Source organism: Streptomyces sp. NBC_00223 (assembly GCF_036199905.1).
GTDB lineage: Bacteria > Actinomycetota > Actinomycetes > Streptomycetales > Streptomycetaceae > Actinacidiphila.
This window is the reverse complement of sequence record NZ_CP108109.1, coordinates 7,051,543-7,071,074: the sequence shown is the minus strand read 5'-3', so window position 1 is coordinate 7,071,074 and position 19,532 is coordinate 7,051,543. Positions and strand designations below refer to the sequence as shown.

The 19,532-nt window shown below is 72.4% G+C and carries 19 protein-coding genes; 6 read left to right on the top strand and 13 right to left on the bottom strand.

Annotated elements, in window-relative coordinates; translation table 11 throughout:
• Positions 1 to 52: 52 nt before the first annotated feature.
• Entirely contained in the window at positions 53 to 910 is an 858-nt protein-coding gene (locus OHA30_RS30150; protein ID WP_328917034.1) for a 3-hydroxybutyryl-CoA dehydrogenase, read from the top strand.
• Between the two features lie 22 nt (positions 911 to 932).
• On the opposite strand, the gene OHA30_RS30145 is transcribed toward OHA30_RS30150, so the two are convergent.
• The 5 genes from OHA30_RS30145 to OHA30_RS30125 form a co-directional block, all read right to left on the bottom strand.
• Positions 933 to 1,880, bottom strand: a complete 948-nt coding sequence (locus tag OHA30_RS30145; protein WP_328917033.1) for an ABC transporter ATP-binding protein — start codon at positions 1,878 to 1,880, stop codon at positions 933 to 935.
• A gap of 53 nt (positions 1,881 to 1,933) precedes the next feature.
• Entirely contained in the window at positions 1,934 to 3,211 is a 1,278-nt protein-coding gene (locus OHA30_RS30140; RefSeq protein WP_328917032.1) for a YhgE/Pip domain-containing protein, read from the bottom strand.
• Positions 3,208 to 3,963, bottom strand: a complete 756-nt coding sequence (locus OHA30_RS30135) for an ATP-binding cassette domain-containing protein (protein WP_328917031.1) — start codon at positions 3,961 to 3,963, stop codon at positions 3,208 to 3,210. Before OHA30_RS30135 ends, OHA30_RS30140 begins: the two co-directional genes overlap by 4 nt.
• Before the next feature lie 67 nt (positions 3,964 to 4,030).
• On the bottom strand, positions 4,031 to 5,230 hold the full coding sequence (locus tag OHA30_RS30130) for a PP2C family protein-serine/threonine phosphatase (protein WP_328917030.1): 1,200 nt from the start codon (positions 5,228 to 5,230) through the stop codon (positions 4,031 to 4,033).
• Between the two features lie 219 nt (positions 5,231 to 5,449).
• Positions 5,450 to 5,926, bottom strand: a complete 477-nt coding sequence (locus tag OHA30_RS30125) for a hypothetical protein (RefSeq protein WP_328917029.1) — start codon at positions 5,924 to 5,926, stop codon at positions 5,450 to 5,452.
• A gap of 177 nt (positions 5,927 to 6,103) precedes the next feature.
• Between OHA30_RS30125 and OHA30_RS30120 the strand changes: the two genes are divergently transcribed.
• From OHA30_RS30120 to OHA30_RS30105, 4 genes are all read left to right on the top strand, one after another.
• Complete coding sequence (locus tag OHA30_RS30120; protein WP_328917028.1) at positions 6,104 to 7,357, top strand: helix-turn-helix domain-containing protein; 1,254 nt, start codon at positions 6,104 to 6,106, stop codon at positions 7,355 to 7,357.
• 349 nt (positions 7,358 to 7,706) lie between these two features.
• Complete coding sequence (locus OHA30_RS30115) at positions 7,707 to 8,375, top strand: hypothetical protein (RefSeq protein ID WP_328917027.1); 669 nt, start codon at positions 7,707 to 7,709, stop codon at positions 8,373 to 8,375.
• Positions 8,372 to 8,833, top strand: coding sequence for a DUF6907 domain-containing protein (locus OHA30_RS30110; protein ID WP_328917026.1), 462 nt, complete (start codon positions 8,372 to 8,374; stop codon positions 8,831 to 8,833). The genes OHA30_RS30115 and OHA30_RS30110 overlap by 4 nt, the downstream gene beginning before the upstream one ends.
• Positions 8,834 to 8,988: 155 nt before the next feature.
• Positions 8,989 to 10,173, top strand: a complete 1,185-nt coding sequence (locus tag OHA30_RS30105) for a helix-turn-helix domain-containing protein (RefSeq protein WP_328917025.1) — start codon at positions 8,989 to 8,991, stop codon at positions 10,171 to 10,173.
• 97 nt (positions 10,174 to 10,270) lie between these two features.
• On the opposite strand, the gene pheT is transcribed toward OHA30_RS30105, so the two are convergent.
• From pheT to infC, 7 genes are all read right to left on the bottom strand, one after another.
• Positions 10,271 to 12,766 (bottom strand): phenylalanine--tRNA ligase subunit beta, encoded by a 2,496-nt coding sequence (gene pheT / locus OHA30_RS30100; RefSeq protein ID WP_328917024.1) that lies wholly within the window; start codon positions 12,764 to 12,766, stop codon positions 10,271 to 10,273.
• A complete protein-coding gene (gene pheS / locus OHA30_RS30095; protein ID WP_328917023.1) occupies positions 12,766 to 13,887 on the bottom strand; it encodes a phenylalanine--tRNA ligase subunit alpha in 1,122 nt (373 codons plus the stop codon). The genes pheT and pheS overlap by 1 nt, the downstream gene beginning before the upstream one ends.
• A gap of 219 nt (positions 13,888 to 14,106) precedes the next feature.
• Positions 14,107 to 15,255, bottom strand: coding sequence for a sensor histidine kinase (locus OHA30_RS30090; RefSeq protein ID WP_328917022.1), 1,149 nt, complete (start codon positions 15,253 to 15,255; stop codon positions 14,107 to 14,109).
• Between the two features lie 49 nt (positions 15,256 to 15,304).
• Complete coding sequence (locus OHA30_RS30085; RefSeq protein ID WP_328917021.1) at positions 15,305 to 16,162, bottom strand: TrmH family RNA methyltransferase; 858 nt, start codon at positions 16,160 to 16,162, stop codon at positions 15,305 to 15,307.
• Positions 16,163 to 16,387: 225 nt separating this feature from the next.
• On the bottom strand, positions 16,388 to 16,771 hold the full coding sequence (gene rplT / locus OHA30_RS30080) for a 50S ribosomal protein L20 (protein WP_328917020.1): 384 nt from the start codon (positions 16,769 to 16,771) through the stop codon (positions 16,388 to 16,390).
• 98 nt (positions 16,772 to 16,869) lie between these two features.
• Positions 16,870 to 17,064: a 50S ribosomal protein L35 gene (rpmI, locus tag OHA30_RS30075; RefSeq protein ID WP_328917019.1), complete on the bottom strand. Its 195-nt coding sequence runs from the start codon at positions 17,062 to 17,064 to the stop codon at positions 16,870 to 16,872.
• A gap of 116 nt (positions 17,065 to 17,180) precedes the next feature.
• Positions 17,181 to 17,846, bottom strand: coding sequence for a translation initiation factor IF-3 (gene infC, locus OHA30_RS30070; RefSeq protein ID WP_328918053.1), 666 nt, complete (start codon positions 17,844 to 17,846; stop codon positions 17,181 to 17,183).
• A gap of 357 nt (positions 17,847 to 18,203) precedes the next feature.
• On the opposite strand from infC, the gene OHA30_RS30065 reads away from it, so the two are divergent.
• Entirely contained in the window at positions 18,204 to 18,596 is a 393-nt protein-coding gene (locus tag OHA30_RS30065) for a DUF1844 domain-containing protein (RefSeq protein WP_328917018.1), read from the top strand.
• Between the two features lie 118 nt (positions 18,597 to 18,714).
• On the opposite strand, the gene OHA30_RS30060 is transcribed toward OHA30_RS30065, so the two are convergent.
• Positions 18,715 to 19,518 (bottom strand): MIP family channel protein, encoded by an 804-nt coding sequence (locus OHA30_RS30060; protein WP_405786032.1) that lies wholly within the window; start codon positions 19,516 to 19,518, stop codon positions 18,715 to 18,717.
• Positions 19,519 to 19,532 lie beyond the last annotated feature (14 nt).

The window sequence follows — 19,532 nt, the reverse complement described above, 5'->3', positions numbered from 1 at the left end:
GCACGGGAGCACCGCGGGTCGACCGCGGCGCGCAACAGCGAGGGGCTGACGAGTGAGTGACATCCAGCGCGTCGGAGTGGTCGGCGCGGGCCAGATGGGTTCCGGGATCGCCGAGGTGTTCGCGAAGGCCGGGCTCGATGTCCGGGTCGCCGAGACCACCGGTGAGGCGCTGGAGTTGGGCCGGGCCAGGCTCTCCCACTCGCTCGGCAAGGCGGCCGAGCGCGGCAAGCTCACCGAGGACGAGCGGGACGCGGCGCTGGAGCGGCTGAGCTTCACCACGGATCTGGGCGAATTCGCCGACCGGGATCTGGTGATCGAGGCGGTCGTGGAGAACGAGCAGGTCAAGCTGGACATCTTCCGGGTGCTGGACCAGGTGGTGACCCGCGAGGACGCGATTCTGGCGTCGAACACGTCCTCGATCCCGCTGGTACGGCTCGCGGTCGCCACCTCGCGTCCCGACCATGTGCTGGGCATCCACTTCTTCAACCCGGCGCCCGTGCAGCGCCTGGTCGAGCTGATCCCGGCGCTGACCACCGGCAGTGACACCCTCAAGCGCGCGGAACACCTGGTCACGGAGGTGCTGGGCAAGCACGCGATCCGCGCCCAGGACCGCTCCGGCTTCGTGGTGAACGCGCTCCTGGTCCCGTATCTGCTCTCGGCTATCCGCATGTTCGAGTCGGGCATCGCCACCCGCGAGGACATCGACAACGGCATGGAGCTGGGCTGCGCCCACCCGATGGGCCCGCTCAAGCTCTCCGACCTGATCGGCCTGGACACGGTCGCGGCGATCGCGGACTCGATGTACGAGGAGTACAAGGAGCCGCTGTACGCCGCTCCCCCGATCCTGCGGCGCATGGTCGACGCGGGCCGCCTGGGCCGTAAGTCCGGCGCGGGCTTCTACCCGTACTGACCCCGCCCGGGGGGCCGCGCGGTCAGTCCTGGTTGGAGTGGGTCTCGTAGGCGGGGACCACCTCGTCCGTGGGGCCGTCCATGAGGAGTTCGCCCTTCTCGATCCACAGGGTGCGGTCGCAGGTGTCGCGGATGGTCCTGTTGTTGTGGCTGACCAGGAAGACCGTGCCGGCCTCCTTGCGCAGTTCGCGGATACGTTCCTCCGAGCGCTTCTGGAAGGCGCGGTCGCCGGTGGCCAGTGCCTCGTCGATCATCAGCACGTCGTGGTTCTTGGCCGCCGCGATGGAGAAGCGCAGCCGGGCGGCCATGCCGGAGGAGTACGTCCGCATCGGCAGGGTGATGAAGTCGCCCTTGTCGTTGATGCCGGAGAACTCCACGATGCCCCGGTAGCGGGACCGGATCTCCTCCTGGGACATCCCCATGGCGAGGCCGCCGAGGATCACATTGGTGCCGCCGGTCAGGTCGTTCATCAGCGCGGCGTTCACGCCGAGCAGGGACGGCTGGCCGTCGGTGTAGATCTTGCCGCGCTCGGCGGGCAGCAGGCCCGCGATGGCCTTGAGCAGCGTGGTCTTGCCCGAGCCGTTGGAGCCGATGATGCCGATGGCCTCGCCGCGGTAGGCCGTGAACGTCACGCCCTTGACGGCGTGCACGAGGTGGACGCTCGGCGAGCCCGTGCGCATCAGAAGGCGGCGCAGGGCCGAGGTGGCGCTGCCGCGGCCCGCGCCGGCGGTGTAGATCCGGTAGACGATGTGCAGGTCGTCCACGACGACGGTCGGCACGCGCGGCGCCGGGGGTTCCTGCGACACCTGGGGCTTGGGGGGTGTTTGAGGCGCTGCCTCCTTGGCGGCCGCGAGTGCCCGCCCGGTGGCCTCGTCACCGGACGCGGCCATGACGCGCGCGGCCTCGTCGCCCGACGGCTCGATCGGGCTGTCCGGCCCGCCCGGCTCCTTCTCGGCCGGATGTTCGGCCATGTCGTACTCCTTCTCGGCTGACCCGGTGGGTCGTCTGCCCGGCGGGCCCGCCTCTAGTCGCTCAGGGCGGGCCGCAGGTGGTACATCGTCCAGCGGCGGCGTACCGCCGCGGTGAGCAGCAGTGCGGCCACCGCGAAGGCGGTCCACCCGGCCAGGACGCCCACGTCCCGCCACAGACGGCCCGTGTCGCCGCCGGTCAGGGTGATCCGCAGGGCGTCGACCAGGTATGTCATCGGGATCACCACGTGCGCCGCGCGGAAGGGCGCCGGGGTGGTCTGCACGGGGTAGAGGCCGCCGCAGGAGGTGAGCTGGATCATCAGCAGCGCCAGGGCCGCAAGGGCGCCCGGGGTGCCGAACGCGGCCCGCAGCACATGGGTGATCGCGGTGAAGCAGACCGTGCCGAGGGCCATCACCCCGAGCGCGCCGCCCAGATCGACCGCGTCGAGGCCGAGGCCGAACTGGGCGATCAGATAGAGCAGCCCGGCGCCGATCAGGGCGGGCACCAGCGCGGCGATCAGCCCGCCGAAGGCGACGGTCGCGGTTCGCGCCCTGGTGGTCAGGCCGTACGCGTCCAGCGGGCGGAGCACTTCGAAGGCCGCGATGCCGAACACCCACAGGCCGATGGAGAGCAGGAAGGGCGCGAGGCCGCGCCCGTACAGCTTGGCCGGGTGGCGGTTGACCGAGCGGACGGCCAGCGGCCGGCCGACGGCCTTGGCGAAGGCGTCGATCTGCGCCGGACTGCTCGGCAGCGGGCCGCCGCTGGGCGGCCGGCCCTGGGCCGCGGCCTGCCGGTCCTTGGCCTGCCGGGTGAGCGCGGCCTTGGTGTACGAGCTGAAGGCGACGGAGTCCGCGGCGGCGACGATGCCCGACTCGATGCTCTGCGAGAGCTTGTTGATGATGAAGCCGTTGGCGTCGTTCAGGTCGAACACGAGGGTGGCCTGCCGGGGCTTGCCGCTGAGCGGGCTGGCGAGTTTCGCGCTGAAGTCGGCGGGGATGGTCAGGCCGAACGCGTAGTCGCCGTCGCCGACCCCGGCGTGCGCCCGCGCGGCACTCACCTGCCGCCAGCCGACGGTGCCGCGCCGGATCAGCTCCTGGGTGAGTCGGCGGCCCGCGGCGAGCGTGCTGCCGTCGGGGAGGGTGACCGGCCGGTCCTCGTCGACCAGCGCGATCGGCACCTTGTGCAGCTTGCCGTAGGGGTCCCAGTTCGACCACAGATAGAGCGCCCCGTACAGGCTCGGTACGAGGACGATCGAGATCAGCGCCAGGACGCGGATACGGGGGCCGCGGGTGAGGCGGCGCCACTCCTGGAGGGCGAGGCGGAACGCGTTCACCGGGCGCCGCCCCGGGGCAGGCCGTCGCTCCCGTCGTCATTGGCGCCGTGCGCCAGCAGAACGGTGCGGTGGGCGTAGCGGCCCGCGGTGGTGGCGCCGGAGGCGGTGGCGATGACGGTGGTGCCGGACTCGGCGACCCGGCGCAGCTCGGTCCATACCCGGTGGCTGCCCCGGTCGTCCTGGCCCTCGTCGACGTCGTCGACGAGCAGCACCTCGGGCTCGCCGACCAGGGCGAGGGCGACGGCGAGCAGCAGTCGGTCGGCGGCGTGCAGGTGCTCGTAGCGGGCGGAGCGGGCGAGGACGCCGGGCTCGTCGGACTTGGGGTGGTCGACCACGGTCAGCCCGACGGCGGCCAGCGCGTCGCCGATCGCGCGGGCGCCGGTCCGGTGGCCCGCGTACAGGCCCGCGAGGTCGAGGAGTTCGCCGACCTTGTCGTACGGGTCGGGGGCGGCGGCGCCCTGGGCGCGGGCGACGGCGACGCGGCGGCGTACCTCGCGGGCGCCGGTGCGCAGCCGGACGGTGCCGACCTCAGCGGTGCCCGCGCGCAGCCGCATCCGGCCGCCGAGGGCGAGCAGCAGCGAGGTGCGGCCGGAGCCGGCCGGGCCGATGACGGCGAGGAGTTCGCCGGCGGGGGCGGTGAGGTCGACGCCGGTGACGATCGGCCCGTCCGAGCCGCGCAGCGCCAGCCCGGCGGCCGTGACGGCGACACCGGCAGCGGGGACAGGCGCGTCGTGACCGGGCGCTGTGGCCATGCGGCCTCTCTCTTCCGTTAGGGGCTATTACTGGCTATATCCCCATATCTACCAAGGAAGAGAGGACTCAGGGTCGCGGCGCTCCGGAGAGCAGGGCGGCCGTGCGCGGCGCGTCCGGGGTGCGGGCGGAGTTGCGCACCAGGACGAGTACGGCCATGTCGTCGGTGACCCGGCCACCGGTGTGGCGGCGCACGGCCGTACGGATGCCGGCGGCGACGGTCGGGCCGTGCGGGGCGATCCGGTTGCGGAAGGCGGCGCCGAGGACGTGCGGCAGCGCGTCGGAGAGCGAGAAGAAGCGGCCCGCGCCGTCCCGGGCGTCCGGCAGCCCGTCGGTGTAGAGCAGCAGCCCCTCCCCCACGCCGATCCGCCCGCAGGTCGAGGGCGTGGCCGTGTGCAACGGATCGAACAGCCCGAGCGGCGGCAGCGGTTCGCCCAGCGGCAGCGGGCGCGGTCTGCGGCTGAGCAGATACGGCGGCGGGTGGCCGCAGTTGACGGCCTGGAACACGCCGTCGTCGGAGAGCTGCACGAGTTGGACGGTGGCGAACTCCTCGGCCGCGGGGTCCGGCGGGGGCGTGCCGGCCGCGGCCGGGTGCTCGCCGTGCGCGCGCTCGCGCAGGTGGCGGCCCAGGGCGCTGTCGAGGCGGTGCAGGACGCCCGCGAGGTCCCGTTCCTGGTGGGCGGCCTCGCGGAAGCTGCCGAGCAGGGCGGCGACCAGGCCGAGCGCGGGCAGTCCGTGCCCGCGGGCGTCCCCGATGAGGACGCGTACGCCGTAGGGGGTGGCCAGCACCTCGTAGAAGTCGCCGCCGACCCGGGCGCCCCGGCTGGCCGAGACGTACTCGCCCGCGACGGTCCAGGCGCCGACCCGGTACGGCAGCGGGCGCATCAGCACCTGCTGGGCGGCGGTGGCGATCTCCCGGGTACGGTCCAGCTCGGCGGTCATCCGGGTGCGGCGGGCGGCGGTCCACATCCCGGCGAGCACGACGACCAGGACGGTGGCGGCGGCGCCGAACACCGGGCCGCCGTCGTCGAGGGAGTCGTCGGCGAGTTCGCTGCTCAGGACGGCCAGGGTGAGTACGCCGCTGCCCAGGATCCAGCGCTGCCGGGCGCCCGCGGCGCAGGCCAGGGCGGGGGTGACGGCGAGGCCGGGTAAGGCGTCGGCGCCTTCGGGCAGCCACCACTCCAGGCCGCCGAGTACGCACACCCAGGTGCCGGCCAGCACGGCCCATGGGGCTCTGCGCACTCCGTTGCGTGTTCGTTCGAGGATCATCCGCCCGGCTCCCCCCGTGCGTGCGCCGGCTTTCCCGGGCTTGCCGCGTTCCGCCGATTCTGCCGAGTCGGCGGCCCACTTGGGGCGCGCGGACGGCTCAGATCACCCAAACGGATGAAGCGGGCAAAAAAGCCCCGCGCCCCCTTGCGCCGGCGTTCCACCCACCGGGCCTTCGCGCGCCCCTGAGCGCGCGCCCCTCAACCGCCGCGCGACCTGGGCTCAGTCCCGGGTGGCCCCCTCGGGCCACAGCACGCGGAGCGCCACGCCGTGCTCCCGCGCGTAGCGGACGACATCGGCGGTACCGCCGTAGCCCCGCGCCGGCCGGCCGTCCCAGACGGCGATCACCTCGTCCACCAGGCCGACCAGGATCTCGCTGCCGGTCATGTGCGCCTGGGAGTCCGACCGGGCGAGGCCCGTCGCGTGGATCTCCGCGGCCCGGCTGAGGAGTTCGTCGTACGTGCGGTGGTGCCACGCGGGCAGCGAGTCCCGGTACTCCTCGGCAGGTACGACCACTTCGAGGCGGCCGCCGAGGTCGAGTACGGTCTGCGCGAACCACGCGTCGGGGCCGTCGGCGATGCAGGACACGCCGGTCAAGTCGGCGCCCGCGTAGGGCTGCACGGCTTCCCGTATCGCCTCCCGTACGAGCGCTTCCGACGCCTCGGGCAACCCGCGATGCCCCGTTATTCCGACCCGCATACGGTCTCCTTGTCGTGGCGGAAGCCCCGGGCGGGCTTCGGGATTCTGACATCCGGGCTCCGCCGTGCCCTGCCCACGCCGATCCCCAGCATCGGCAATCGGCCACCGCGCGCCGGAACGCGGGGCGGTCTCGCGGCCTACCCTTGTGGTGACGAATCCGCAGGGAGGGACAAGGCCGTGACGAACGCAGACGCCGATCCGGACCCGTACTCCGACCCGTTGGCCTTCGGACAGCGGCTTCGGATTCTCCGCACCCGGCGGGGTCTTACCCGTGAGCAGTTGGGCGGCCTGCTGGGACGCTCCGGATCATGGGTCAAGGGTGTGGAGAGCGGTCGGTTGAAGACACCGAAGCTCGACATCATCCTGAGCATCGCCGAAATCCTGCGGGTGCGTGATCTGGCGGATCTCACGGGCAGCCGTACCCTCCATGTCGACCTGTTCGCGGGTCCGGGACACCCCCGGCTGGCGGCCGTGAAAGCCGCGGTCGACGCTTTCCCCGTCGGCTCCCGGCTGGAGGCGCCGCCGACCGCCCACCTGCGGGCCCGACTCGACCACGCCTGGGCCGCCCGGCACAGGTCGCCCCACCACCGCGACGTCCTGGGCGCGTTGCTGCCCGACCTCATCCGGGACGCGCAGGCCGCCGTACGGCAGGCGGACCGGGCCGGGGAACGGCGGGCGGCACAGGCCGTCCTCAGCGAGACGTACTCGCTGTGCCAGTTCTTCGTGGCCTACCAGCCCGACGCGCCGCTGCTGTGGCGGGTGGCGGAGCGAGGTCTGATCGCCGCTCAGGAGAGCGAGGACCCGCGCGCCATCGGGTTGGCGGCCTGGCTGGCCGGGCAGGCGCACCGCGACTCCGGTCCGGCCCACTTCGACGCCGCCGATGCCGTGAACCGCGACAGCCTGACATATCTGGAGCCGCTGCTGCCGGACGCGCCGGACGGCGTACTGGCCATCGCGGGCGCGCTCACCTTCGAGATCGGGTACACGGCCGCGAGGCGCGGCGAGACGGGTACGGCCTGGCGCCACTGGGACCTGGCCCGGGCCATGGCCGAGCGGCTGCCCGCCGACTATTTCGACCCGGTGACCTCGTTCTCGCGGGCAGTCATGGGTGCGCACGCCGTCACGGTCGCCGTGGAACTGCGCGCGGGTGGCGAGTCCGTACGGCAGGCCGCTGCCGCCGACGCGGTCACGCTCCCGTCCCGGCCGCGCCGGGCCCGCCACCGGATCGAGGAGGCACGCGGCTACCAGCTCGACGGCCAGCCGGACGTGGCCCTGGCGACGCTGGACAAAGCCCACGAAGCCGCGCCGGAGACGATCAAGTACAACGGTTACGCGAAGCGGATCGTGCTGGAGGAGACCGAGTCGTCGATTCCGGCCCGTCGCCGAAGGGCGTCCGAACTCGCCGTGAAGATGGGCCTGCTCGCTGCGTGAGCGAGGGGGCACAATCTGTGTCCCTGTCAGGTGACGGACGCTCATAGCGTCATGGACCAAGAGCACCCCCGCGACCGGCTGAACGGTCCGGGGGCTTGGCCGACCTGACGAAAGCAGGCTGACATGTGTGAGCGTATCCGGCGGTGGCCGGGACGGAGTAGGGCCCTTCTCGGCCCGTCACCCGTCGTCCACCACCCCCTCGGTTCCGCTGCGGCGGCCCCCGACCCGTTTCCGGTGATCCGGCGGGAAGCGGTCCGTACGGCGGCGGAGCCGAACAGCGACGCGCACGCGCTGGTGCGTCCGTATGCCCCGGCCGTGGACGCGGTCTCGCGGGGGCGGGCGGTCGGGCGTGGCTGACAACGTTGCGGCCGGCGACCGGGCCAGTTCCGAGGGCCGGTGGGGCGGGGTGCCGTACGTCGCGCGGTGGAGCGGGGAGCCGTCGGGCGCGATGCCCCTGGTTCTCAGGCGCAAGCGGCCGGGCATCGCGTACGCGGACGAGCGGTCGTTCGACCGGGACGAGCGCGGCGTGCTGTGGCGGCGCGACCCCTCGCAACCCGGGCGGGGACAGCCCCGGTTGGGGCAGGTGCACGGACTGCGGCAGCGCATCGCGATGGGCGGGCTGCGGTGCCAGATCTGCGGCGGGCCCGCCGACCGCAACGCCGACGGGGTGCTGTGGCTGATCGACGCGGCCCCCGACGACCCCATCCTGCAACGGGGTGAGGAGCGCACCACCCATCCGCCCATCTGCGTGCCCTGCGCCCACCGCTCGGTCCGCGCCTGCCCGCATCTGCGCACCGCCTGCGTGGCATTGCGCGTACGCACCTGGACCCAGACCGGAGTCAGCGGCGCGCTGTACCAGGCCGCCCGTCCGACGCCAGTCGCCGTGCACGTGGGCACCTTCCGCTACGGAGACCCCCGCCTGCCCTGGGTCCTGGCCGCCCAACTCGTCATGACCCTGAACGACTTCACCCTCACCGACCTCGAATCCCCGGCAACGGAACAGGAACCGACCCCATGACCACCACGCAAGCGCCGGCGAAGACGTGGACCCTCACCACGACCAACGGCTACGCCGCCACGGGCCACTTGCCCGCCTGGGCGGAAGAGGACCCCACCGAAACCGGCGTACCGCTCGACCGGCTCTCCGCCCAGCTCGCGGACATCACCCACCGCGCCGCCTTCAACGGCCTGTGCCTGCCCGTCGTGAACGGCAACGGCCCCGCGCAGGAAGCGGAAATCCTCAGCGGCACCCTCGAATGCGTCCCCTACGCCGACGCCCCCGAGCCCAACGTCCCCGTCGTCAACCTCCGCATCATCGACGATCACTGGATCACCGGCCTCGACCCCACCGCCCTCACCGACCTCGCCACCACGCTGCGCACCCACGCCGACCACCTCGACCACCACATCAACCCCGCCCTGACCGCCGCCCGCACCGACTGGACCACCCACCACCCGCCCCACACCAACGAATAGCGAACCGCCGACCCGGGCCGCGAAGCGAACCCCTCGCGGCCCGAGTTCGGGGATCATGCGCCCTCCCTCGCAAGCCCACGTAAGTGCTGCTCGCCGTTCCGGCGTCATGTGGCGGGGGTACCGTTCTGGTGTCGACGCGCGGAACGGAGTCCCATATGCCCCGGCACGTTGCGGAATTCACCGGCGCACGTATCGCGCGTACCCGTAAAGCGCGCGGGCTGACGCAGCGTGAACTGTCCGATCTCTCCCACGTCTCCTACAGCACCCTGACCAAGGTGGAACAGGGCGCCATGCCGGCCAGTCCATCGGTCATCGGCGCGCTGGCCCGGGCCATGTCCGTGCAGGTCACCGAGTTGACCGGGCAGCCGTACCTCGACGAGCTGCGGCAGGACCAGTTGGACGGCCTCATCCAGCCCATCCGTGAAGCGCTGAACATCTACGACCTCGGCCCCGATCCCGATGTACTCCCCCGCCCGACCAGGGAGTTGGAGGCCGAGGCGGAGCAACTGTGCGCACTCGTCCGGGTGACGGACATCAAGAAGGTGGCCACGCTTCTGCCCGGCCTGATCACGGAGGCCACGACCGCGGCACACAACGAGCCCACGACCCGGCACTGGCAACTCCTGGCCGCCACCTACCGCACCGCGTACGACGTGACGACAAAACTCGGCTACGCCGATCTGTGCACGGTGGCGCTGGACCGTATGGACTGGGCGGCCCAGCGGGCCTCAGATCCCGTTCTCAGCGGGATTCGCCAGTACATGCGGGCGCTGGCCTACTTGAGGGCCAGCGACTACCGCACAGGAAAGCGGCTCGTCCGACTGGGTATGTCCGCCCTGGAGCAGGCGGAGAACGGCCGGGTACGCGATGTGGTTCTCGGCCAACTGCACCTCGGGGCGGCGGTGCTGGCGGGCCGCGACAAGGACATCGGTGCGGCGGAAGGGCACTTGGACGAGGCCACGGTCATCGCCGCGCGCACGGGGCCGGCCGAACGGGTCCACTGGCTCTCGTTCGGACCGACGAACGTCGGCGCCCACCGGGTCAGTGTCCTGGCCGAACTCGACCGCTATCCGGAGGCGGTACGGACCGCGAGCGAGATGACGATTCCGGCCGACTGGCCGCTGTCCCGGCAGGCCCACCACCACGCCGAGGTGGCATGGGCCCAGATGTGGACCGGCCATACGGAGGAAGCGTTCCGGAGTCTGCAACGCGCCCGCAAGCTCGCCCCGCAGCAGACCCGCTACCACCCCACGGTGCGCGAGACCTTCGCCGGCCTGGAGTCCGCCCGGCGCCGCATGCCGGAGACCTTCACCAACTTCGGCGCCTGGCTCGCCGTCTGACGCGACGTCGATCACGGCGGGCACGCGGGCGGCGCCGCCCGGATGCGCGCGTACCCCCGTGCGGCCGGGCCGGACGGGGGTACGTAGGGGCGGGGGGTTACGCGCCGCGGAGGGTGGCGCCCGTCGCGGTCGTCGCCGCGGCGACGGCCGCTTCGCGGGCCGCCGTGGCCTCCTCGGCGGTGAGCGTACGGTCCGGCGCCCGGAAACGCAGCGCGTACGCGAGGGACTTGCGGCCCTCACCGATCTGCTCCCCGGCGAAGATGTCGAACAGCCGTACCGATTCGAGGAGTTCGCCCGCGCCCTCGCGCAGCGCGGCCTCCACGTCCCCGGCGGGCACGCTCGCGTCGACGATCAGCGCGACATCCTGCGTGGCGACCGGGAAGGTCGACACGCGCGGCCCGGCGATCCGCTTGCCGCCCGCCGCCTCGATCAGATCGAGGTCGACCTCCATCGCGCAGGTCCGCTCGGGCAGACCGAGCGCCTTGGTGACGCGCGGGTGCAACTCCCCCGCGTGCCCGACCACTTGCTCGCCGGCCAGCAGCGCGGCGCAGCGGCCCGGGTGGAAGGGCGCGTGCTGGTCCTGCCGTACGGTCAGCTCGACCCCGGCCTCACCGGCCACCACACGGGCCGCCTCGATCGCGTCGGCCCAGGTCGCGGGGTAGCCCTTGCCCCACCAGCCGGCCTGCTCGCGCGCTCCGGCGAGCACGACGCCGACCCGCCGGGGCTGGTCGGGCAGTGCGGCCTGGAGTTCGGCCAGCTCCGCCTCGGTGGGACGCCGGTCGACCGGCAGCCGGGGCGGCACCACGGCGTCGCCCGAGGGCTGGAAGACCAGCCCGGTCTCGAAGAGCGCCAGGTCGTGGCTGCCCCGGCCGACGTTGCGCCGCAGGGTGCCCAGCAGGCCGGGCAGCAGCGTGGTGCGCAGATCGGGCTCGGTGTCGTAGAGCGGGTTGGCGAGCGTGACCGTACGGCGGCGGGCGTCGTCCGCGTCCAGGCCGAGCTGGTCGAAGACCTCCGCGCCGAGGAACGGGTAGCTGGGCGCCTCGACGTATCCGGCCCCGGCCAGCGCGCGCCCGACCCGGCGGCGCAGCAGCTGCGAGTCGGTCAGACCGCGGCCGGAGGGCAGCCGGGGAAGCGTCGAGGGCAGGTTCTCGTAGCCTTCGAGCCGGATGACCTCTTCGGCGAGGTCGTTGGGGAAGGCCAGGTCGGGCCGCCAGCTGGGCACGGTGACGATCAGCTCGTCGGAGCCGTAGACGTCGCAGCCGATCTGCTGGAGGCGGCGTACGACGGTCTCGCGGCCGTACTCGGTGCCCGCGACGCGGTCCGGGTGGTTGGCCGGCATGGCGACCGTACGCGGCGGGAAGGGCGAGATGATCTCGGTGACGCCCGGCTCCGCCTTGCCGCCGGCGAGCAGCACCAGCAGGTCGACGGCCCGCTGGGCGGCGGCCGAGGTGGCCTGCGGGTCGGTGCCGCGCTCGAACCGCCGGGACGCCTCGGAGCCGAGCTTGTGGCGGCGGGCGGTGCGGGCGATCGAGACCGGCGCGAAGTGCGCGGCCTCGATGACGATCTCGGTGGTGCCGCTGTCCGGGCCCGCCTGGGCGATCTCGGTGTGGGCGCCGCCCATCACGCCGGCCAGCCCGATCGCGCCGCTGTCGTCGGTGATGACCAGGTCTTCGGGGTCCAGCACGCGGGCGACGCCGTCGAGCGTGGTGAGCTTCTCGCCGGGCTGGGCGCGGCGCACGCCGATCGGGCCGTCGAGCCGCGTGCGGTCGTAGGCGTGCAGCGGCTGGCCGATCTCGAACATCACGAAGTTGGTGATGTCCACGGCGAGCGAGATCGGGCGCATGCCGACCTTCTGGAGCCGGCGCTGGAGCCAGATCGGCGAGTGGGCCTCGGGGTTGACGCCGGTCACCGTACGGGCGGTGAAGCGGTCGCAGCCGACGGGCTCGGAGATCCTGACCGGGTAGCCGGAGGTGTTGGGCCCGGGCACGTCGATCAGCGCCGGGTCGCTCAGCGGCAGCCCGTACGCGATGGCGGTCTCACGGGCGACACCGCGCAGCGACAGGGCGTAGCCGCGGTCGGGGGTGACCGCGATGTCCAGCACCTCGTCGACGAGTTCGAGCAGCGCGATCGCGTCGGTGCCGGTCTCGTGCTCGGGCGGCAGGACGACGATGCCCTCGTGGTCATCCCCCATGCCCAGCTCGCGGGAGGAGCAGATCATGCCGTGCGAGGTGCGGCCGTAGGTCTTGCGGGCGGAGATCCGGAAGTCGCCGGGGAGCACTCCGCCGGGCAGGATCACCACGACCTTGTCGCCGACCGCGAAGTTGCGGGCGCCGCAGACGATCTCCTGCGGAGCCCCGGTGCCATTGGCATTGCCGACGTCGACCGTGCAGAAGCGGATCGGCTTCTTGAAGCCCTCCAGCTCCTCGATCGTGAGCACCTGGCCGACGACCAGCGGGCCCTGGAGCCCGGCGCCGAGCTGTTCGACGGTCTCGACCTCGAGACCGGCGGAAATGAGCTTGGCCTGGACGTCGCGGCCGGTCTCACCGGCGGGCAGGTCGACGTACTCCCGCAGCCAAGAAAGCGGGACCCGCATCAGATCTCCATCCCGAACGGAAGGGTGAACCGCACGTCACCCTCGACGATGTCTCGCATGTCCTCGACGTTGTGGCGGAACATGAGCATCCGCTCGATGCCGAAGCCGAAGGCGAAACCGCTGTACTTCCGCGGGTCCACCCCGCAGGCCGTGAGCACCTTGGGGTTGACCATGCCGCAGCCGCCCAGCTCGATCCAGCCCTCGGAGGAGCAGGTGCGGCAGGGGCGGTCGGGGTTGCCGACCGACTCGCCGCGGCAGACGTAGCAGACCATGTCCATCTCGGCGGACGGCTCGGTGAAGGGGAAGTGGTTCGGCCGCAGCCGGGTCTTCATGCCCTCGCCGAAGAGCGAGACGACCAGGTGGTCCAGGGTGCCCTTGAGGTCGGCCATGGTCAGGCCCTCGTCCACGGCCAGCAGCTCGACCTGCATGAACACCGGGGTGTGGGTGGCGTCCAGCTCGTCGGAGCGGTAGACCCGGCCGGGCGCGATGACATAGACCGGCGGCTCGCGGTCGAGCAGCGCGCGGATCTGCACCGGCGAGGTGTGGGTGCGCAGCACGATCCCGGACTGCTCCTGGCCCTCGGGCCCCTGGACGAAGAAGGTGTCCTGGGTCTCGCGGGCCGGGTGGTCGGGCGGGAAGTTCAGCGCGTCGAAGTTGAACCACTCGGCCTCGACCTCGGGGCCCTCGGCGACCTCGTAGCCCATGGCGACGAAGACGTCCTCGATGCGGTCCGAGAGCGTGGTCAGCGGGTGCCGGGCACCGGCCGGGACGCGGTCGTACGGCAGGGTGACGTCCACCGCCTCCTCGACCAGCACCCGGGCGTCGCGCTCGGCCTCCAGCTCGCGCTGCCGGGCGGCGAGCGCCTGGTTGACGGCGCCGCGGGCCTGGCCGACGCGCTTGCCCGCCTCGGCCTTGGCCTGGGGGGGCAGCGCGCCGATCTCGCGGTTGGCGAGCGCGAGCGGCGAGGTGCCGCCGGTGTGCGCGGTCTTGACATGGGCGAGCGCGTCCAGGTCGGCGGCGCCGGAGATCGCGGCGAGCGCCTCTTCGCGCATGCGCTCGATCTGCTCCGGCTTCAACGCCTCGACCTCGACTGGGTCGTACGACTTATTCGGTGCCGACATCTCTTCCCGTTTCGATATGGACAATGGGGGTGGGGGTCCCTCCCGGGCCGGCGGCTCCGGGGCGATGACTCCCCGGCCGACGGCTCTGTGGGGAGGCGCGGCTCCATCCGACCTGACACATGCCAAAGGCTGAGTCTACTGGCCTCGCGGAACCGTACTCCTCGCAGGCGGTGGCGCCCGCCGGGCGGCTCCTGTGCTGTTCCCGCGGCCGGTGACGGCTCAGCTGAGGAACGCGGGGGCCCCGACGGGCAGGGTAAATCGGAATTCGGCGCCGCCGCCGGGGGCGCGGCCGACCGCGATGGTGCCGCCGTGGGCCTCCACGATGCCCTTGACGATGTACAGGCCCAGGCCGGTGCCGCCGCGCTTGCTGCCCCGCCAGAAGCGGGTGAAGACTCGGCCCATCGATTCCTCCGGGATGCCGGGACCCTCGTCGCTCACGGTGACCGCGGTGCACAGGCACCCCCGCTCGCGCGGGGAGGAGGCGGGCGCCACCTCGATGGTGACAGTCCCCTCGCCGTGGCGCACCGCGTTTTCCAGCAGGTTGCCGAGGATCTGGTCGACCTTGTCGGAGTCGGCCCACAGCGAGGGCAGCGGCCCGCTGACCCGCACCGCGAACCGGTCGGCCGGCTGCCCGGCGGCCACATGGGCGTCCACGTGGTGCCGTACGGCGGCGGCCATGTCGACCGGCTGGCGGTGCACTTCGAGCCGGCCGGAGTCGATCCGGGAGATGTCGAGCAGCTCGGCGATCAGCCGGGTGACCCGGTTGGCGTCGGCGTCGACGGTCTCCAGCATCAGCTTCTTCTGGTCCTCGGTGAAGCGCTCCCACTTGGCGAGCAGGGTCGCGGTGAAGCCCTTGACGGAGGTCAGCGGCGAGCGCAGTTCATGGGCGACGGTGGCGATCAGCTCGGCGTGGCTGCGCTCGGTACGGCGCCGGGCCTCGGTGCCGCGCAGGGTGACCACCAGGCGGCGCAGCGGGCCCGAGGGGCGCTCGCGTACGTAGCGGGCGGCGACCAGCACCTCACGCCCGCCGGGGAGCAGCAGATTGCGCTCGGGCTGGCCGATCCGGATCGCGATGCCGCCGTAGGGGTCGGTGACCTGCCACCAGCGGCGGCCTTCGAGGTCTTCGAGCGGCAGGACCTGCTCGATGTGGCGGCCCAGCACGTCCGCGGAGCGCAGCGCGGTGATCTTCGCGGCGGCGGCGTTGAAGGAGATCACCCGGCCGAGCTCGTCGGCGACGACAAGGCCGTCGGGCAGGTCGTCCAGGTCGAGACCCAGCGGATGGAGGTCGGGACCCAGCGGGTGGAGGTCGGGACCGGCCGGTTCCGCGGACCGACCCGCGAGCGTGCCACGCACACTGTTCTGCGGCATTGTGTCCAACCCGCCACCCCCCTTTCAGGGCCCCCGGGACGCCACCCTACTAGGTCGATGTGACGCTGCGGCACCCTCCGGGCGCACGCTGCTGCCGGGCGGAGGCGTAGAGGCACACCGCGGCGGCCGTGGCGAGGTTGAGACTTTCCGCCCGGCCGTGGATCGGGACGCGCACGACATCGTCCGCCAGCGCCCTGGTCTCCTCGGGCAGGCCCCACGCCTCGTTGCCGAAGATCCAGGCGGTGGGGCCGTTCATGGTGCCCTCGTCCAGCTCGGCGTCCAGGTCGCGGTCGCCCGCGCCGTCGGCGGCCAGCACCCGTACCCCCGCGGCGCGCAGCCCCGCCACCGCGTCCGCGACGGGCACGCCGACGGCGACCGGCAGATGGAAGAGGCTGCCGGCCGAGGCGCGGACGGCCTTGGGGTTGTACAGGTCGACCGAGGCGTCGGTGAGGATCACCGCGTCGGCGCCGGCGGCGTCGGCGCAGCGCAGCACCGTACCGGCGTTGCCGGGGTCGCGGACGTGGGCGAGCACGGCGACCAGGCGGGGGCGGGCGGCGAGGACCGCGTCGAAGGGCGAGTCCAGGAAGCGGCAGATACCGACCAGGCCCTGCGGGGTGACGGTGTCGGAGATCTCCGCCACCACCTCGGGGGTCGCGGTGAGCACCTGGGCGCCGGCCGCGCGGGCGCCGGCCACCAGGTCGGCGTGGCGCTCGGCGGCCTCGGGCGTGGCGTAGAGCTCCACGAGGGTGCGTCCGGCCGGGCCGCCGGGGTGCGCGACGGCCTCCCGTACGGCCTGCGGGCCCTCGGCGAGGAAGCGACGCTCCTTGCCGCGGAAGCTGCGCCTGGCCAGCCGGTGGGCGGCGGTGACGCGCGCGGACCGCAGGGACGTCAGGTCGGGCGTGGCCATGGGGGTACTCGCTTCACGATCGCAGGGGACGGCGGCGGCCGTCAGCCGGCCCGGTCCTTCGCCGCCGGGCGCGGGCGCGCGGCGGGCGGGCTGTACGGGGGCCGCCGGGCCGTACGCGGGCCGACGCGTCGTACGCCCCCGGCCCGGCGGGTCCGGACAGACCACGGGCCCGCAGGGGACACACCACCCGCGGGCCCGGGGCCGCACTCGCACGGGGTGCGGGCGTCACGCCGCCTTGGGGGCGTTGACGTCGCTGGGCAGCGCCTTCTGGGCCACCTCGACGAGGGTCGCGAAGGCGTTGGCGTCGTTGACGGCCAGCTCGGCGAGGATCTTGCGGTCCACCTCGACGTTGGCGGCCTTCAGACCCTGGATGAAGCGGTTGTAGGTGATGCCGTTGGCGCGGGCCGCGGCGTTGATCCGCTGGATCCACAGCTGACGGAAGTCGCCCTTGCGCTTCTTGCGGTCGTTGTAGTTGTAGACCAGGGAGTGGGTGACCTGCTCCTTGGCCTTGCGGTACAGGCGCGAACGCTGACCGCGGTAACCGCTGGCCTGCTCGAGGATCGCCCTGCGCTTCTTGTGGGCGTTGACTGCCCTCTTGACGCGTGCCACTTGATAACTCCTTCTAGGGGACCGCGGGGGAACTCACGCGGGCCGAAAGCGAATGGGGTCCCGGTACGGAACGCGCGCCCCGGTCGGGGGCGCGGACGTCACTTGCCGAGAAGCTTCTTGATCTTCTTGACGTCGGCCTTGGCGACCTCGACCGTGCCGGTGAGCGCCCGCGTCTTGCTGGAGGGCTTGTGCTCAAGCAGGTGGCGCTTGCCGGCGCGCTCGCGCAGCACCTTGCCGGAGCCGGTGATCTTGAAGCGCTTGCTGGTACCGCTGTGCGTCTTGTTCTTCGGCATGGCGCCGTGGTCTCCTCGTCGCTGGCCCTCCCGGCGGCCGGTTGGGCGCACGGAGAGCGTCAGTTCTGCATTACCGACCCGGAGCCTGGGGGGCTCCGGGTGTTCCCTGCTCGTCCTCAGCCGGCGTCGGCCGGGGTGTCGACACCCTGGTCGGCGTCCTGACCGGAGGTCTCGTCGGCCGAGTCCTCGGCCGACGACTCACCGGTGTCACCCTGGCGGATCGCCTTGCGGGCGGCCTGCGCCTCGCGGGCCTCGGCCATGGCCTCGGTCTTCTTCTTGTGCGGACCGAGAACCATGATCATGTTCCGGCCGTCCTGCTTGGGGTTCGACTCGATGAAGCCGAGGTCCTGGACGTCCTCCGCGAGCCGCTGCAGCAGCCGGTAGCCGAGCTCCGGCCGGGACTGCTCGCGACCACGGAACATGATCGTGATCTTGACCTTGTCGCCCTGCTTGAGGAACCGGACGACGTGACCCTTTTTGGTGTCGTAGTCGTGCGGGTCGATCTTCGGCCGGAGCTTCATCTCCTTGATGACCGTGTGCGCCTGGTTCTTGCGCGCCTCACGGGCCTTCATGGCCGACTCGTACTTGAACTTCCCGTAGTCCATGAGCTTGCACACGGGCGGACGGGCGTTCGCCGCGACCTCGACCAGGTCGAGGTCGTACTCCTGCGCGAGTTCCAGGGCCTTGGCAAGCGGCACGATACCGACCTGCTCGCCACTGGGACCGACAAGTCGCACCTCGGGAACGCGAATCCGGTCGTTGATGCGGGGCTCGGCGCTGATGGGGCCTCCTCGGTTGCACCACGCGGCTGACTGGCCGACAGCCGCGCATGAGTCTCTTTACGTGCGACCCCGTACCCAAGACGTCAAAAACGCCCCGTACGGGACACAGGCGGGGCTCCTCACAACCGGGAGCACCGCCGCGTTATTCCGCGGGGCGCATCGGACGGCCTCCGATCGGCGGTCATGCCGATCCGAGCCGTCTGACCGGGACCCGTCGACCGCGATCGGTCGAGCAGGTGGGAGATCGGAGCCTCCACTTGGTGGCCGGACACACGGGTGTCCGACCGGTCGTTTCCCCAGCATAGCAGCGCCCGCCCGGAGGCAGTAATCGGCCGGACGGGGCATATCGTGTGGCGTATGAGTGACGCACCCGCCCCTTCCGCCCCCGGCCCCGACGCAGGCCCCGGCTCCCCCGCGCCCGACTTCGACACCCTGACCCGCGACATCGCAGACGTCCCGGCGGTCGAGGTGATCACGACGGTCGCCGTGCACCTGATGAGCTCCGCCGCGGTGAACCTGGGTCTGGCCGAGGAGGGCGCCGAGCACAAGGACCTCGACGAGGCGCGCAAGCTCATCCAGGCGCTGGCGGGTCTGGTCACGGCGAGCGCGACGGAGATCGGCTCGTACCACGCCGCTCCCCTGCGGGACGGGCTCAAGTCGCTCCAGCTGGCCTTCCGCGAGGCGTCCCTGGTGCCGGACGAGCCCGGGCAGGGGCCGGGCGAGAAGTACACGGGGCCGGTCTTCGGCTGAGGCTCCGGCGTCAGGGGTACGGGCGCGGGGCTCGCGGGCGCGGGTGTGGTCGCGGGGCTCACGGGCGCCGGGCTCACCGGCGTGCGTCGGGCGCGTCCGTACCGGCCGCGGGCGTGGCTCACTTGTCGCCCTCGCCCTCGCCGGTCCCGGTCCCGCCGCTTCCCGTCTCCCCGTCCTCGGTCTGCTCGGCCCGCACCGCCGACTCCGCCTCGACCGCGCCGGACCTGGCGGCCCACATCGCCGACATGAACGGGTGCGAGAACTGCTGCACCACCGCCGCGATCGCCCCGCCGACCAGCGGCGCCACGATGAACAGCCACAGCTGGGCGAGCGCCGGTCCGCCGGCGAAGAGCGCCGGGCCCAGGCTCCGCGCCGGGTTCACGGACGTGCCGGTCAGCGGGATGCCGACCAGGTGGACCACCGCGAGCGCCATGCCGATGGGCAGGCCGTCGAAGCCCACGACGGCGACCCGGTGGGTGACCGCGAGCACCACGAAGACGAAGAGGAACGTCAGGATCACCTCGGTGACAAAGGCGCCGAAGATGTTGATGCCCACCGCCGACCGGTATCCGTATCCATTGGTGCCGAAGTGCCCGTGCGTCTTGAGGCCCGGCACCTGCTTGGCGATGAGGAAGAGCAGCGCGGAACCCACGATGGCGCCCGCGAACTGGGCGACCCAGTACTCGACCGCCTGGCGCCGGCCGATCCGCCCGGCCAGCAGCATGCCCAGGGTCACGGCCGGGTTGATGTGGGAGCCGGAGATCGGGCCGATCGCGTAGGCGAGCGCCAGCATCACCAGGCCGAAGGCCAGCGCGATGCCCAGGGTGCCGATGTACTCACCGGTCAGCACGGCCGTACCGACGCCGATGAAGACCAGCAGGAGCGTGCCGAGGAATTCACAGGTGACGAGGCGCTTGTCGATGTCCATCGGACCTC